At 29.7% G+C, this 13,953-nt stretch carries 12 protein-coding genes; 10 read left to right on the forward strand and 2 right to left on the reverse strand.

Annotated elements, in window-relative coordinates:
- Nucleotides 1–60 precede the first annotated feature (60 nt).
- Both ASF10_RS15130 and ASF10_RS15135 read right to left on the reverse strand, forming a co-directional pair.
- Complete coding sequence (locus ASF10_RS15130; RefSeq protein ID WP_056250647.1) at nt 61–1,425, reverse strand: DUF5458 family protein; 1,365 nt, start codon at nt 1,423–1,425, stop codon at nt 61–63.
- A gap of 2 nt (nt 1,426–1,427) precedes the next feature.
- Nucleotides 1,428–1,877, reverse strand: a complete 450-nt coding sequence (locus ASF10_RS15135) for a hypothetical protein (RefSeq protein ID WP_198529599.1) — start codon at nt 1,875–1,877, stop codon at nt 1,428–1,430.
- 160 nt (nt 1,878–2,037) lie between these two features.
- On the opposite strand from ASF10_RS15135, the gene ASF10_RS15140 reads away from it, so the two are divergent.
- From ASF10_RS15140 to tssR, 10 genes are all read left to right on the forward strand, one after another.
- Nucleotides 2,038–2,460, forward strand: coding sequence for a GPW/gp25 family protein (locus ASF10_RS15140; RefSeq protein ID WP_241774964.1), 423 nt, complete (start codon nt 2,038–2,040; stop codon nt 2,458–2,460).
- 8 nt (nt 2,461–2,468) lie between these two features.
- Complete coding sequence (locus ASF10_RS15145) at nt 2,469–4,226, forward strand: hypothetical protein (protein WP_056250651.1); 1,758 nt, start codon at nt 2,469–2,471, stop codon at nt 4,224–4,226.
- 4 nt (nt 4,227–4,230) lie between these two features.
- Complete coding sequence (locus tag ASF10_RS15150) at nt 4,231–6,663, forward strand: AAA family ATPase (RefSeq protein WP_056250652.1); 2,433 nt, start codon at nt 4,231–4,233, stop codon at nt 6,661–6,663.
- 3 nt (nt 6,664–6,666) lie between these two features.
- Nucleotides 6,667–7,572 (forward strand): hypothetical protein, encoded by a 906-nt coding sequence (locus ASF10_RS15155; protein WP_056250655.1) that lies wholly within the window; start codon nt 6,667–6,669, stop codon nt 7,570–7,572.
- A gap of 35 nt (nt 7,573–7,607) precedes the next feature.
- Nucleotides 7,608–8,489 carry a TssN family type VI secretion system protein gene (locus ASF10_RS15160; RefSeq protein WP_157849067.1) on the forward strand — a complete coding sequence of 294 codons (882 nt, stop codon included), beginning with the start codon at nt 7,608–7,610 and terminating at the stop codon, nt 8,487–8,489.
- A 77-nt stretch (nt 8,490–8,566) separates the two neighbouring features.
- Nucleotides 8,567–9,703, forward strand: coding sequence for a hypothetical protein (locus tag ASF10_RS15165; RefSeq protein WP_056250656.1), 1,137 nt, complete (start codon nt 8,567–8,569; stop codon nt 9,701–9,703).
- A gap of 10 nt (nt 9,704–9,713) precedes the next feature.
- Nucleotides 9,714–10,205 (forward strand): hypothetical protein, encoded by a 492-nt coding sequence (locus ASF10_RS15170; protein ID WP_056250658.1) that lies wholly within the window; start codon nt 9,714–9,716, stop codon nt 10,203–10,205.
- A 9-nt stretch (nt 10,206–10,214) separates the two neighbouring features.
- A complete protein-coding gene (gene tssO / locus ASF10_RS15175) occupies nt 10,215–10,685 on the forward strand; it encodes a type VI secretion system TssO (protein ID WP_056250660.1) in 471 nt (156 codons plus the stop codon).
- Nucleotides 10,675–11,613 (forward strand): PKD domain-containing protein, encoded by a 939-nt coding sequence (locus tag ASF10_RS15180; protein WP_056250661.1) that lies wholly within the window; start codon nt 10,675–10,677, stop codon nt 11,611–11,613. The genes tssO and ASF10_RS15180 overlap by 11 nt, the downstream gene beginning before the upstream one ends.
- A gap of 93 nt (nt 11,614–11,706) precedes the next feature.
- Entirely contained in the window at nt 11,707–13,938 is a 2,232-nt protein-coding gene (tssR, locus tag ASF10_RS15185; RefSeq protein WP_131726544.1) for a type VI secretion system protein TssR domain-containing protein, read from the forward strand.
- Nucleotides 13,939–13,953: the final 15 nt, after the last annotated feature.

Genomic DNA, 13,953 nt, shown 5'->3' on the forward strand with positions numbered 1-13,953 from the left:
CCAGAGTTGAAATTGTCCAAAACATTCGATTTAAGAATAGAAAGTTTGGTATCTGGAATACTATACTTGTTTGTAATCACTATGCCAAACAGCCTCTTCAGGACCATCTCCTTTGTGTCCATCTAATTGAATTACAAAACTTTTAGCTGGAAAATATGGTGTGATATGGATGTCTAATAAAATTCTGTCTTTTTGAGTTTTATCCTGTTCAATTTTCATCACAGTAAATTTTTCAATAAGATTAGTTGGTCCTTTAATTCCATCTAAAAACTTAATGATTTGGCTTCTTAGATCAGCTTCAGTTCTTGTTGTCCAGTTTTCAAAAGCTCTTCTGTTTAAAAAGTCAAAAAGTACTTTTGTAATGTGGTCAAATACTCTTACTACAGAGTAAGTTTGTAAACCTAAGTTATCTCCGTTAAATAACGTTTTAGCAGAGAAAGCCATAATTTTACTATACTCATTTACCATTGGTACAAGACCCATTTTCTCAAGCTCTGAAATTTCGCTCTTTTTCAAATCAAAACGAACGCTTTCAACTTCGTTTAGACCACCAAATTTTTTACCCGCAACAACCTGAGACATTAATGTTTTGTATATTTTACCTGCTAAAGAAGTTGATGGTGGTACATATAAATTGTCTTCTTCTCCAACTTCGTCATATTTACTTCTTCCCAGTAAATAGTTACAAGTCATGATTGTATTCGATTTAAATACATCACCACCCGTATGATTTGCATTAAAGAAAATATCTATAACGTCATCTGGAGTTTCAAGATCTTGAAAATCAGTTAGTAAAACTGTTTTGTTTTCATGTGCTATTTTAGACCATTTATCTAAAACTGCATTAGAACCTAAATATCCAGGTACTGAAAGTATTGAGTAGTTTTTTCTCAAATCTAATCTGTCAAAATTTTGTTTTAATTCATTTGAAACATAATCAATAAATAAAGTATTATCTAAATCTTTTAATTGAGATATATCAGCATTTACGATAGTTACATTTTTAATTTTATCACTTTCTGCATTTTTATAGAATAAAGCGACGCTTCGGTAAGAGGTTTCTAATTCTCTTGAAACATTCAAAGCATATTTCAAGTTTCTGTTTAATGTAGAATCAGCAGATGTAGCTTTTGTATTTGCTACTTCAATCATTGATTCAACAGAGTCATTGCCTTTTAATAAGTCTAGCCATAACTCAAGTCTATTGGTTAGGGTTGTTCTCTCATTTTCCCATTGCGCATCATTAAGAAAAATATTTTTTCTTGCTTTTCTGGTAGGGTTAAGGTTTGACAATCCGTCGATTACATTTTCTAAAAAGGCAAAACCGCCATATTCATTTAATAAATTTATTTTGCTACCTTGTTCTTGTAGCAATTGTTCGGTTGAAGAACCATGACTTTTTTGTTCTTTAGTTTGAGTTGCCATATTTATAGTTTATTGTTGTTAATTTCATTCTTAGCGTTTTCAAGTAATTCTATTATAGCTTCTTTGACAGCAGGGTCCTGAATAGCTTTAATTAATCCTCTGTTACTGGAAAGTTGGCGCACAATTTTATAAGCTTGTTCTTTTTCGGTATTTAATTTATTTAAAAAAGGACTATTCTCTTTAATTGATTTTGCTCCAAAATCTCCTAAATTTTGAAATACCATAGATTCATTTAAATCTGAACCTTCTTCAGTGGTAAATTCAAAATCTACACTTGGTTTGTACTTTTCAAACACCGCTTCTACTGTCTGCAAATCATACACAGCTTCGGGTCCTACCGGCTGCTCATTTGTAAGTTTTTGAATTAGTAATGTTCTGTTTGAAGGAATTTCTAAAATTGACTCATTGGCATCAACCTTCACTTCATTGCCACCAATACCATAATTGAACATGCTCATAATTTTATAAGATTTTTAGTTAATTTTGTAAAACTAATAAAAAAAAAGTTTTAAATAATATTGATTTGTAAGTATTTTATTTGGATTTTTGTCGTACTATGTTAAAAAATTCTAAAGGCCTAAATTTTGTTAAAAAACAACTCATTATTTTTTTATGATGAAATATCTGAAATACCCCGTAAATTTTAAGTCTTTGCTAAGAGGTTCACAGGAAAATTTTTGTAAGATTGACGAATCTATTGCATATAATATTATGATGATAATTACAACTTCTTTTGGGGAGATTCCAGAGACACCAAGCTATGGGACGATTATTTGGGATTTAGAATTTAACCAACATATCAAAAAAAGAGATTGGGAAGATTTGGTCAGAAAATCATTATATGATTCAATTAGTGCATTCGAAAAAAGATTAATTCTAAGTGAAGTTTCTATTTCTTTAGATGAAATTAATGATAAAGAATTAGGTTCAAGCATTAGAAGAAAAGCTAACATAGTCGTAAAAGGTTCGATTATCGAAAGTTTAATTCCTTTTAATTTTCATACAAAGTTGAATATAAGCCCAATTTCGCAATAAAATAAAATATGAAAGACGTTAAGTTTATCGAAATAAAGAACAGGATACAAAAAAAATGCTTGGAAATTTGGGGGATCGAAGATATCAATATGGCAGATCCTTTGGTCATGATGTTATTAGATGTTTTTGTTCATGAACTTTATTATTTATATCAGGAAGGTGTAGAATCTGATAATAAAATTATTGAACGTATTGCTCAGGAGATTGTACCAAGTCAATGGAACTTGCCAATGCCTGCCCATACTTTAGCAAGTACAACCGCTACTAAAGGTATTGTTATGTTAAGTAATGATACTGAATTTGTGGTAAAATCAGGAATGGCGACTAATGTTGATTATGATATTTATTTTACACCTTTTACGAATGAAAGTATAGTAGAAGGAGAGATTAGTTTTCAAATGTATGATTCGTTTTTGATAGATTCTTCAAAAAATGTGACGCATTTGCCTGTAAAAAATAAGGTTTTAGATCACCGTATTTGGATTGGATTAGATATTGCGAAAGAAAACCTGGAAAAACTTAATTCATTGAAATTTACTTTTGTAACAGAAAATTCATCATTAGATACATTTTTGCAGTTTATAACAGTCAAGGATTCTTTAGGGAATAGTATTGAAATTGAAAATGAAACTTTTGATGAAGTTCAGGACAATAAACACTATTCTGAGAATATAAAATCATTCTATAAAAACTCTATCTATAAATTAAAGCTGGACCTGGAAAATCTGGTATATGAATCGATATTAGACAAATTTGAAATAGAGAAAGAAGAACTAAAATCAAGTAAAAAAGATTCAGGATTGATTTGGTTAGAATTTATATTTCCTGAAATTTTCACTAAAGCCGAGTTTGATAAAATTCAGATAAAGATAAACACATTTCCAATTGTTAATCGAAAGCTGAATAACAGGGTACATAACGCTCAGATTGAAGGGCGTCTTTTTCCGATGAAAGCAGAGAGAAATACTCATTTTCTTGATGTGATGAAAATTTTTAACGAAAAAAATATTGAATTTACCAATGGTATTAAGCAGGCTAATTCTCTTACCTCAAATACCTTTACTATTTTTTATGGCGGATTAGAGAATTATGATTCCCGAAATGCTAAATTTTTTCTTAAAAAACTAGCAAGAGCATTACGAGAAGATATTAGTTCTTTTTCGAACATAAATGCTGATTATATTGATGCTACAATGACCAGGATTAACGAAGAACTTAATTCGATTGAAAGCAAAATTAACAGCAGTTACAGTCAGGTTAATGAAGAGGAAGTTTATGCCTTGATTCATGAAACTGAAAAATCTAAAATTCTTTATTATTCATATTGGACTTCGAACGGGCAAGTGGCTAATAATTTGAAGAAAGGCACTATTTTAAAACAAACTTCTTTATCTGAATTGGCTCAGGATGCTACCATTTTTCAGGCAAACTCAGTTGGGGGAATTTACAGAAATAATAAAATCGAAAAACTAATCAATCTACGATACGGTTTTTTGTCTAAAGAGCGCTTAGTTACAAAACAAGATATAAAATCAGCGGTACATTATCATTTAAGAAATATTACTAAAGAGGTTTTAATTACAGATGGGGTTGGAATAAGCAGCAATAGAAAACAAGGAGTATTCAGAACCATTGATGTAAAAGTTGTTTTACAGGAAAAATATGCTTTGCAAATAGATAATAAGAAAAAAATAGAGATGTTTTTAAAAGAGACTTTAGAAAAACAATCTGTTATGAACATTCCATTTCAAATTACAATTAACTAAACTTATGAACGAATTAGATTATAGTCCAAGCTTATTATCTGCAATTAAATCTGCTAAATCATTAGCAATTCAAGATGGTCACAGCACTTATGGAGTGGCTCATTTGGCATATGCATTATTATTTGAACCAACAGGATTAGTAGAAGTATTAAGATCGCTGTCTAAAGATATAGATTACATAAAAGAATGGTTTGATGTGAGAAAAGAGGTGTATACTTCTTCACAAAACAACGATAATAGTGTAACAAGTGATAGTGAGGTCGAGAATGTTTTTACAGAATCAAATTTTAATAAAATCAGGCTTGGAGCAGATGCGATTGATGCATTTTGTGTTTTTATAGCCATTATTAAACCGGGATTAGTTTATAGCGATAAACAAATTGATGGATTAAATTTAAGCGATAAAGAACTTTTAAAACACTTTGGACTAAGAAATAATCAAAAGAGTTTTAGCCTTGCAGACAATTCTGACGAGCAGGAAACGATAGATATCAGCTATTGTGATACTTTATATAAAAAAAATATTATTGAAGAAGGAAGTAGTATAATTGGCAGAAACAGAGAAGTTCGATTGATACTTGAGAATATAGAACGATATGAAAATCATGGTATTTTACTTATTGGAGAATCCGGTATTGGCAAAACAAGTATTATAAAGAACCTTATTTACAATTTGCACGAAACAGATCCTAATTTTTTTGAGGAAACGCTTATTTTGTCTTTAAATGTATCTAAACTCGTTGCAAATTGCAGTAATGAAAACGAGATTTCTAAAAAGCTGATTGAAATTTTCGAAAAATTATCAAAAAACGGAAAAAGCATTCTTTTTATTGATGACATACAGGTATTGTTAAACTCATCAAGTTCAAAATCAAATGCTGTCATTAATATTATTAATACTCAATTGACTCAGGGCAGTATTAATATTATTGCTTCTATTGATGCTGATTCTTATAGAAAATCAATTGAAGGAACAACAATAAACGGAAAATTTGAAAACATTTTCATTGAGGAGTTAGACTATTCTCTATTGATTGAATGTTTGAATATTTATAAAAATAAATTAGAAAAGCATTATAAAATAGGTATTAATGAAGAGGTAATACAAGAAGCTATTCATTTGTCTAAACGATTTTATAAAGAAAAAAAATTACCATACGGAGCAATCGATTTATTAGACAGAACGGCTTCTTCAGTAATTGTTTCTAATGCAAATTCATTAGTTGAAATTGTAAAAATAAAAGAGCAGATAAAAGAATCTGATCCCGCAGATGAATCGAAAATGAGTTTGCTGGAAAAGGAAATCTACAATAGAATAAGCTGTGTTGTAACAAGTAAAATTGATGTTACTGAAAATTCGAAAAGGCAAAAAAATGAACCGGTTACTTTTGAAGATATCGAAAAATTAGCTGCAGATATTGAAACTATAGCAAAAGAAAAAATTGCAGTTGTGACAAAATCCGAGATTCTTGCTGTTGTTTCTAATGCAACCGGAATACCGTTGGGCAAAATAAGCTCGGGCGAAAAAGAGAAGCTTTTAACGATCGAAGACAAATTGCAAGAAAGGGTAAAAGGACAAGCGCATGCTATAAAAACATTATCAGAAGCGATTATCGAATCCAGAAGTGGTTTGAGCAATCCTAAACAACCAATAGGGTCCTTCTTTTTCTTAGGACCAACAGGAACAGGAAAGACAGAGTTAACAAAAACGCTGGCTGAATTGTTGTTTGATGATGAAAATGCAATGATTCGATTTGACATGTCAGAGTTTAAAGAAGAACATTCGGCGGCTTTATTATACGGTGCTCCTCCGGGATATGTAGGATATGAAGAAGGAGGGATGCTGGTTAATAAAATTAGACAAAAACCGTATTCAGTTGTACTTTTTGACGAAATCGAAAAGGCGCATAGCTCTGTTTATGATGTGTTTTTGCAAATTATGGATGAAGGAAAAATTCATGACAAATTAGGACGTGAAGGTGATTTTTCTAATGCAATTATCATTTTTACTTCAAATATAGGCAGTCAATGGATTCAGGAACAAATAGAAGGCGGTCATTTGCCTACTTCTAATCAATTAATTGAGATTATGAGCCAGCATTTCAGACCTGAATTTTTAGGTCGTTTGACTGAGGTTGTTCCATTTGCGCCTATAAACATAGAAATTGCCAAAGCTATTTTTAAATTACACTTACAACGCTTGCAAGAGCAATTGATAAGCATTAAAAATATTTCATTTGATTTATCAGATGGTGCTTTGGAATATCTGACAAATAAAGGATTTTCTAAAAAATATGGAGCAAGGCCTATTGCGGGAATTGTAAGGACATATCTTAAAAAAACAATTTCAAAATTAATTATATCAGAAGCCATTCTTGAGAATGAAGCTATTGTTTTAGATATAAAAGAAGATGAGTTTATTTGGGAAAAAAGGTAAGTTATGGAGCAAGATATTTCAGTTTTAAAGCAACAGCTTAATTTTAATTTAAGAGGTGAAATTCTTTTTTATGAATTACAGAACATTCTAAAAGATGATACCGAAGTTTTTGTGAGACATAAAGGTCTTTCAAAAAGAAATAATTCCAGAGATGCTATTGATATCTCGTCGATGTTGTACCAGGAAGATTCAAGATTTATTAAGGAAGCACTTGTTTTGCACTTGGCGAAAAACAGTATTTATCATAATTTACCTGAATTACTTTTTCATCCCTTGTCTGTTAGTAATTCTACAATGTCAAATAAAGAGATTGTAGAGGCTGTAAAAGAAAATAAAGAAACAGAGAATAATGCTTTAGATTTCTTTATGCCATTTGATAATGAGATTTTTTCTGCAAATGCTAATTATGCGATTAGAAGTTTACACTTGTTTCAGGATAAAATTGATTTGTTTCTCAATATAGTAGATGAATTAGTAGGTATTGAATTTGATTTAACTAAAACGCAAAAGAAAAATCTGTTCATTTATTTATGTGATGCCGAAAAGCTAAAAGAAAATCTTCCGGAGCTGGAAAAAGTTTTAGAAATGTTATTGGGCAATGTAGTAAAACTAAAATATAAGAAACATGTATTTACGACATCTCCTTTTCTCAAATTAAGCCAGGGTATTTTAGGTTTTGATTTAGGGCTTAGCGGAGCTGTAGAAAGTGAGATCGATGATGTAGAAGTGACTTTATATTTTGAAGGGAATATTGATTATCCCATTTTAGAACACAAGATGGAACTTACGAGAAAAGTATTAGAGTTTTTTCTAATTAGCAATCGAAAAGTTGATATAGTGTTTTTTAACAACTATCAACTGGGGATAAAACTAAATGAAAACTATTTAGGTATAAATACCATTTTATAATTTTTAAACCATAATAAAAGAGACAACATTCAGCTATGAATACAATACTACCTTTTTTTTTAAAATACCTGTTAGCACCTTTTTTAATACTTATAATAACGCTTATTATGAGTCAGTTATCAAGTGTAAAGATCAAAACAAAAGCAGCCATAATATTTATTTTATGTTTTTCGCTAATAGCAGCTTTACCTTGTTTATTTGCCTTTTTTAACAATGAGTTTATTTGGTTTGGCTTATTGTTTTCAGTCTTATACTATTTAATACTTGGTGTTATACTGGTCTATTTTATGGATGGTGCCTTATTTCAAAAGATAGAAATAAAAAATAGTGCTCCGGCAAAAATATTCCTTTTTTTAATTGTGGCAATTCTCTCTTCCTGGATCTACTATCTGGCTTTTAATTATATCGCTATATCGAGTTATGCGCATATTAGTATGCTTAATATTCTATGGTTATTTGCACCAATATTTTTTCAGGAATCAAAGAAAAAATATTTGCAGATTCCAGAGTCGTTCTATGAATATTGGAGGGTAGGAAAAGAACGCAAGGATATTGAATATTGGGACAATATTGATAAGTTTCGCTTAATGCAGGTATCGATACATATAAAGAAAAAAAATGATTCTGAGTTTTTTTCAAAATTTGATGTGAAAATTGCACAGGATGTCAATTTGGGTAATTGGTTTGATAAGTTTATAGAAGACCAAAACTATAGATTTCCCAATGATGCTATTGAATCCAGTTCAGAGCATGAAGATAAAGGCTGGACTTTTTATACTTCAAAATATTTTAGTTTTCCTTTATTTATCAGAAACTTAAGTCCTCATCAAACCATCTCTGAGAGTAAACTAAAAAACAAACAAACCATTTTTGCGAAAAGGGTCACTTTAAAAAAGCAAGATGAAGAAGAGGAATAAAAGATTAATCTTTATTTAAAACCTTATCGCTCAGAATAAAAAAACTAACTAATACTAGAATATAACAACATCCAATTATGAAATCAAACATACATTTACCAATTAACTGGACAGATGGTGTAAAACTGACTAAGGACCATTTTATCAATAATTATTTCAACTTTATAACAATTGTCAGCGATTATAATAAAGTTCAGCTAAACAATTTTAATTATGGATCTATAGAACCAGCCGGTAATAAATCGATAGATATTGAAATAAAAATTGAAGGAGGACAATTAGTTGCCTATTTAAAAAAATGCCAGGTAATTGCTAAAAATGGCTATGTGATTTCTTATAATCAGGATATTTATGGCACAAAACTTCCAGAAGCAAGTATTAATGCAAATGATTTAGACCGTAATTCTGTTGAGTATTATTATGTTATTGTTTCGATAACTCCTTATGATCTAATTCCTGTAGGGATTCCTGATCCTGAGATAATTCCGTTACATCATCCACATGCGCTTCCAGAAATAAAGTTGCATATCATCAAAAAAAGTGAAGTAAATGATAATTTTTTATCAGGCTACTTTTTAATTGTAAAAAAAATAGCTTTTCAAAACGGAACTTTCATTGAGGATAGTAAATATATAGCGCCGGTTGTAAAAACAAACAACAATGAAATTTTAAATCAATTTATTACAAAAGTTAATACTGAGTTGTATCAGTTAAATGATTTTTCGATAAAAATTCATAAAAAAAATGCCCATAGTTCCAGTAATAACAAGTTAGTATCTAACACATTTAGTTTGTGTAGTAAAATAATTGATTACTATGCTGAACACTGTTTTTACCTTAAAAACATTGCTCCTGAAGAATCTCCGGTATATATGTTCGACAAAATAATTGTGCTGGCTAATCATCTGATTTCTACATTGACGTTGATGGACGACAAAGAGAAAGAAGTGCTTTTGCAATATTATTACGAATGGATTGATGTAAAACCATCAGAATTACTGAGTGTATTGTTTGAAGCAAAAAGTGCTGTTTACGACCACAATGATATTGCGCAGACACTCGAAAAGCTAAATCAGTTTCTGGGGATTTTAAAACGCTTATGGCAAAAATTAAGCGAATTAGAATACATTGGAATCAGAAAAGAAAATATTGTCATTAGTGAAGAAACCAAAGTGTCAGCTCCAAAAAGTAGTAATTGGTCAATACTAGATTAAAAATACAATTATGAAACCACTTAATCAATCTAAAATATCGGAGAAAAAGCGCAAGTTTTTTACCATGTTTTTTATAACATTCGCTTTTATTTTTGGTTGTCTGTATATCACACTGATAACTGCAAATAAAGGTGTTGCCGAGTTGGAGCAAAAACATAAATACTACAATGATATTGCAGTAAAACAAGGCGAAATGAACCTGCTTCTAGATGAAATATTAATTGAAATCAACGATTTAAGATTTAAAGACAGAACCTTAAACGAGCGTAAAAACCTTCAATCTCTTATCAATGAGAAAAGATTTGCGATTAATAGCGAGATTCAAAAATCAAAAACCAATTTGACAAATTCATTTGGTTTGTACGAAGAGTTCTTAATTGAACTGCAGCGTATCCAGACTAAAATTGATGTTTTGAAAGAAGCTGAGACAAATTATGACATCAATAAAACTCAGCTTAAAAAGTGTATTGATAAACACGATCAGGAAAATAAAAAAAAATAGTCCCATATTATGAAGAATGCAATAGAATTTGATGAAACATATTGGAAAAAAGTAAAGTTTAATTTATTATTTGTCATAAGTGCTTGTGTTATATTCATTGGTGTTACCAAGTTTTTATTAAAAACGCCCAATTTTAATAATGCAGATATGCTGAATAGAATTAATGAATATGAAAAAATGCAAAAGATTAAAGTAGATTATGCTAATAAATCGAGGCAAATTTTTAAAACAATTGATACTATAAAGTATGACATCAACCAGGTGCAACGTATAGATGAAGTAAAAAGAAGGATATCAGAGTATAAACAATTGTATAAGGATAATGAATTTCATTCGTCATATAACTTTTGCTTAATTGGCGGGAACTTATTAAATGTTTTTTTAGAGATAAACCTTGAAGAAAGTACCGTCAAAAAGAACGATACTCTTGTACAAACAAGTCTTAACGAATGTAAAGCAAATTTTAAAAATGAACATTAAAAATAAAACAGTAGTTATCCTTTTGTTCTGCATTGCGGTAATTTTAGTGATAGTGGCATTATTATTTCCATATAATAAAAGATTGAGCAGCCTTGATTTTTCGATATTAGATGATAATGATAATCATCAATATGAGTTAAATGAGAAATTATCTTTTAAAATAAATGACAGTACTTTAATATCAGATAAAAAAGCGGTGTGGTATTTTGGTAATGGCGATTCAATTGTTAGTAAAGGAAGCGTAAATTATACTTACGACAGAGCCGGTAAATATTTAGTAACATTAAAAATTGATAATAAATTCGATTTTTCAAAACAAATTAATATTGTTAACGGAAGAGCATTGACGGCAAAAGATTCTATTCCAAAAATATTTTGCCCGGAGTTTGGTTATGTAGGTGAAGAGGTTGTGTTTACAGGATATTCACCGAGTTCAAACAATTGGTATTGGGAATTTGGTGAAACAGGAACAATCGATTCTTATGAAAAACAAGCAATTTATATTTTTACACAGCCCGGTATTTATACAGTAAAACTAGAAACAGATAAAACGAGATATCCAATAACAAAAGAAATAGAAATTCTTCAATTGTATGAGCCATTCAAAGAGCCAGAAGTTGTAGATTCTGCTGGTATTGTATTGACTGATATTAAAAAACGATTACAGATTATTGCCAATCTGGGAGCTAAAGATACCAGAATGTATAAAGAACAGGTTAATTACTTAAAAAATAAATATATCTGTAATGATTTATCTGATGTGGTAGTCGTAGTAAACGAAGAAAAATACAATGATTTTTTAAGTTATTGTCAGGGGCTTCATTATTTAGATGGAAATTCTACTATAATCCAGGAAGTAAAATTAGATACCATTAAATGCTTTAAGCAAATGAATATTACCCAAAAAACTAAAAAACAAAGTAAATAGATGAAAATTACCATTTTACTTAGGTATACATCTTTGATGTGCTTATTCATTACGAGCGCTGTTTTTTCGCAGGTTAAAAATAGCACAAGCGTTATGGAGAAAACAAAAAAAACAGTTAATACCTATGATAATGAAAAGCAAAAAGAAAACGAAAAATCAGAGCTAAAATTGGTTTTTTCAGATAGAAACGATAATAATATTTATGAGGAACCTTATGGCGCCAGAGTAAAAAATAAGGCGAAAATTTTGTCTCCTATGTATGTGATCAATGAAGATAAAAATTATTATGAAGTGGTGGTTGCAGATAAAAAACTGATTGGGAAACCTAAAGGTACATTTGCTGTCTTGCGCAGTAAAAAAAATCACTTTTCTAATGCAAAAGAAGTTCAATATCTGGGGTGGATTAAAAAGGAGAATGTGATTGAATACAGCAGGGCAATGCAAAACCAGGTCAATTTAAAATATGTCAAATATTTTGTGGCTTCAAATACCTTAGATAATTTATTCACTAGTAGTAAAAATGTCAAAAAAAGTACACTATTATTAAAGAACGATCCTAATCTGGAGTCAGTATCTAAAAAAAACATTAAGCTTAATGATTTTGTGTATGTATATAAAATAAACAAAACCACCAATTCTGCATTTGTATCCAATTTTGATGATGTTATGCCAAAAGACACAACGAATCTTAAATACGGATGGGTTCCATTACAGTATTTGAATCCTATTGAAGATAATTTGGTTGTAAAACTAAACCCTACAGATACGCTGCAATTCTCTTCAGGAAAAATTAATTTTCTCGCTAATGAATTGTACAAGAATACTTTTTTTGTAAATGAAAATCAGTCAAGTGAGCCAATAAAGTTTGAAAATGCCAGTAATATTTCGCTGCCAATTAATGTTTGGAATCATGACAAAAACAAAATTACAAATCTAAAAGGCGATGATATATCGATTAAAACTATTGAGCAAATCGCTTTAGAAAGTAAGAATATTAATTTTTATTACGTTTTTGAGAATAACAACTCTACGAAACAATATTTAAAGAAAACGCTTTCGGCATTACAAAACCTTAAACTAACGACTAGTAGTGAATTGTATGCAAATTATAATTTTACATATTCGTTTATTGCAAAAGGAAAGTCTAAAAGTTATTATATAATAAAATCGCAATCTTTTTCGAAGTGGTTTGATTTAATTGAGAAGAGTATCAAGACACCCGATGAAATTTTGAAAGAAAATGTTTTGCCCAACAATAATACAAACATTAGCCAATTTCTAAATTCAGAAACAAATTTCGAAAACAACTTTTTTATCCTTACAGGTTTAGATGGGTCAATTAATAATGTCTTGCCGGATAGTTTTAACATTTTGGCAAAAAACAATGCTAAATTATTATACATAATTTTCAGGAATGAAAATAACTCTGATAACCAGGATTTTATTCTGCAAAGTAAAATGTATTTAAGCGAAGCCAGTAGCGCAAACAAAAGAAATATTCAGAACTATTATGTAGATCCAAAATTAGTTGCAAAGAACGATGAATTTACCTATAATGGAGATGTAGATAATGATTATATCTACAACGCACCCTTAAAAAGTAATTTTAACGGAGGTATTATTTTTCCTAAATTAAATGGTGAACTTACACCGGAAACTATCAATAAAGCTATTGACAGCGTTATTAGCAAAACTATAAAAACAAATAATGCATTATTAAAATCGTTGACACAATACAAAAATGAGTTTAGTTTTTTAAGAAGTCAGCCAAGTGGAACAATCAATAGTCTTATTGAAAATAATCCACGAAAAGATAGTACAGGGACAGATATACCTAAGAATTATAAAAGTGAAACATTTGTAATCAATGCAAAAGATACGCTGAGCAGTACTTTAGAAAACAAAGTGAATATTTTATTGACTGAGGATGAAATAAAGCAGCTTATCGAAAACTACAGAGAATTAATAAGTAAAGAATATACAAACGCAAATATTGACAAAGTCGAGATTTTGAGTTTTAGGGACAGATGTAAAATGTTTGCGAGTAAAATTAGACAAACTGAGTATATAAAAAACAGAAGTTCTTTAGCAGATTTACTTTATTATAAGACAAGAGTATTTGTAAATAGTGCTGAGTTGCATCAAATAAGAATTAAGGATATTAGGAAGTTTAAGAAAAAGCCTGATGAATTCAGAACAATATTTACAACTTTGAACGCTAAGGTCGAAGTTTTAGAAAAAATGCAGCGCAATAATACTTTTGAGGTTTTTGACGATGAATCTCAGACAAAATATTTTTATATATCAAAAAAACTTCTATTATAAAATAACGATTATGGA

It is taken from the genome of Flavobacterium sp. Leaf82 (genome assembly GCF_001422725.1).
GTDB lineage: Bacteria > Bacteroidota > Bacteroidia > Flavobacteriales > Flavobacteriaceae > Flavobacterium.

Excerpts from the sequence above, each read along its gene's own strand:
- ASF10_RS15145 (WP_056250651.1), top strand. The coding sequence starts at position 2,469 with ATGAAAGACGTTAAGTTTATCGAAATAAAGAACAGGATACAAAAAAAA.
- ASF10_RS15160 (WP_157849067.1), top strand. The coding sequence starts at position 7,608 with ATGAATACAATACTACCTTTTTTTTTAAAATACCTGTTAGCACCTTTT.
- ASF10_RS15150 (WP_056250652.1), top strand. The coding sequence starts at position 4,231 with ATGAACGAATTAGATTATAGTCCAAGCTTATTATCTGCAATTAAATCT.
- ASF10_RS15165 (WP_056250656.1), top strand. The coding sequence starts at position 8,567 with ATGAAATCAAACATACATTTACCAATTAACTGGACAGATGGTGTAAAA.
- ASF10_RS15130 (WP_056250647.1), bottom strand. The coding sequence starts at position 1,425 with ATGGCAACTCAAACTAAAGAACAAAAAAGTCATGGTTCTTCAACCGAA.
- ASF10_RS15180 (WP_056250661.1), top strand. The coding sequence starts at position 10,675 with ATGAACATTAAAAATAAAACAGTAGTTATCCTTTTGTTCTGCATTGCG.
- tssR (WP_131726544.1), top strand. The coding sequence starts at position 11,707 with ATGGAGAAAACAAAAAAAACAGTTAATACCTATGATAATGAAAAGCAA.
- ASF10_RS15170 (WP_056250658.1), top strand. The coding sequence starts at position 9,714 with ATGAAACCACTTAATCAATCTAAAATATCGGAGAAAAAGCGCAAGTTT.
- ASF10_RS15135 (WP_198529599.1), bottom strand. The coding sequence starts at position 1,877 with ATGTTCAATTATGGTATTGGTGGCAATGAAGTGAAGGTTGATGCCAAT.
- ASF10_RS15140 (WP_241774964.1), top strand. The coding sequence starts at position 2,038 with ATGATGAAATATCTGAAATACCCCGTAAATTTTAAGTCTTTGCTAAGA.
- ASF10_RS15155 (WP_056250655.1), top strand. The coding sequence starts at position 6,667 with ATGGAGCAAGATATTTCAGTTTTAAAGCAACAGCTTAATTTTAATTTA.
- tssO (WP_056250660.1), top strand. The coding sequence starts at position 10,215 with ATGAAGAATGCAATAGAATTTGATGAAACATATTGGAAAAAAGTAAAG.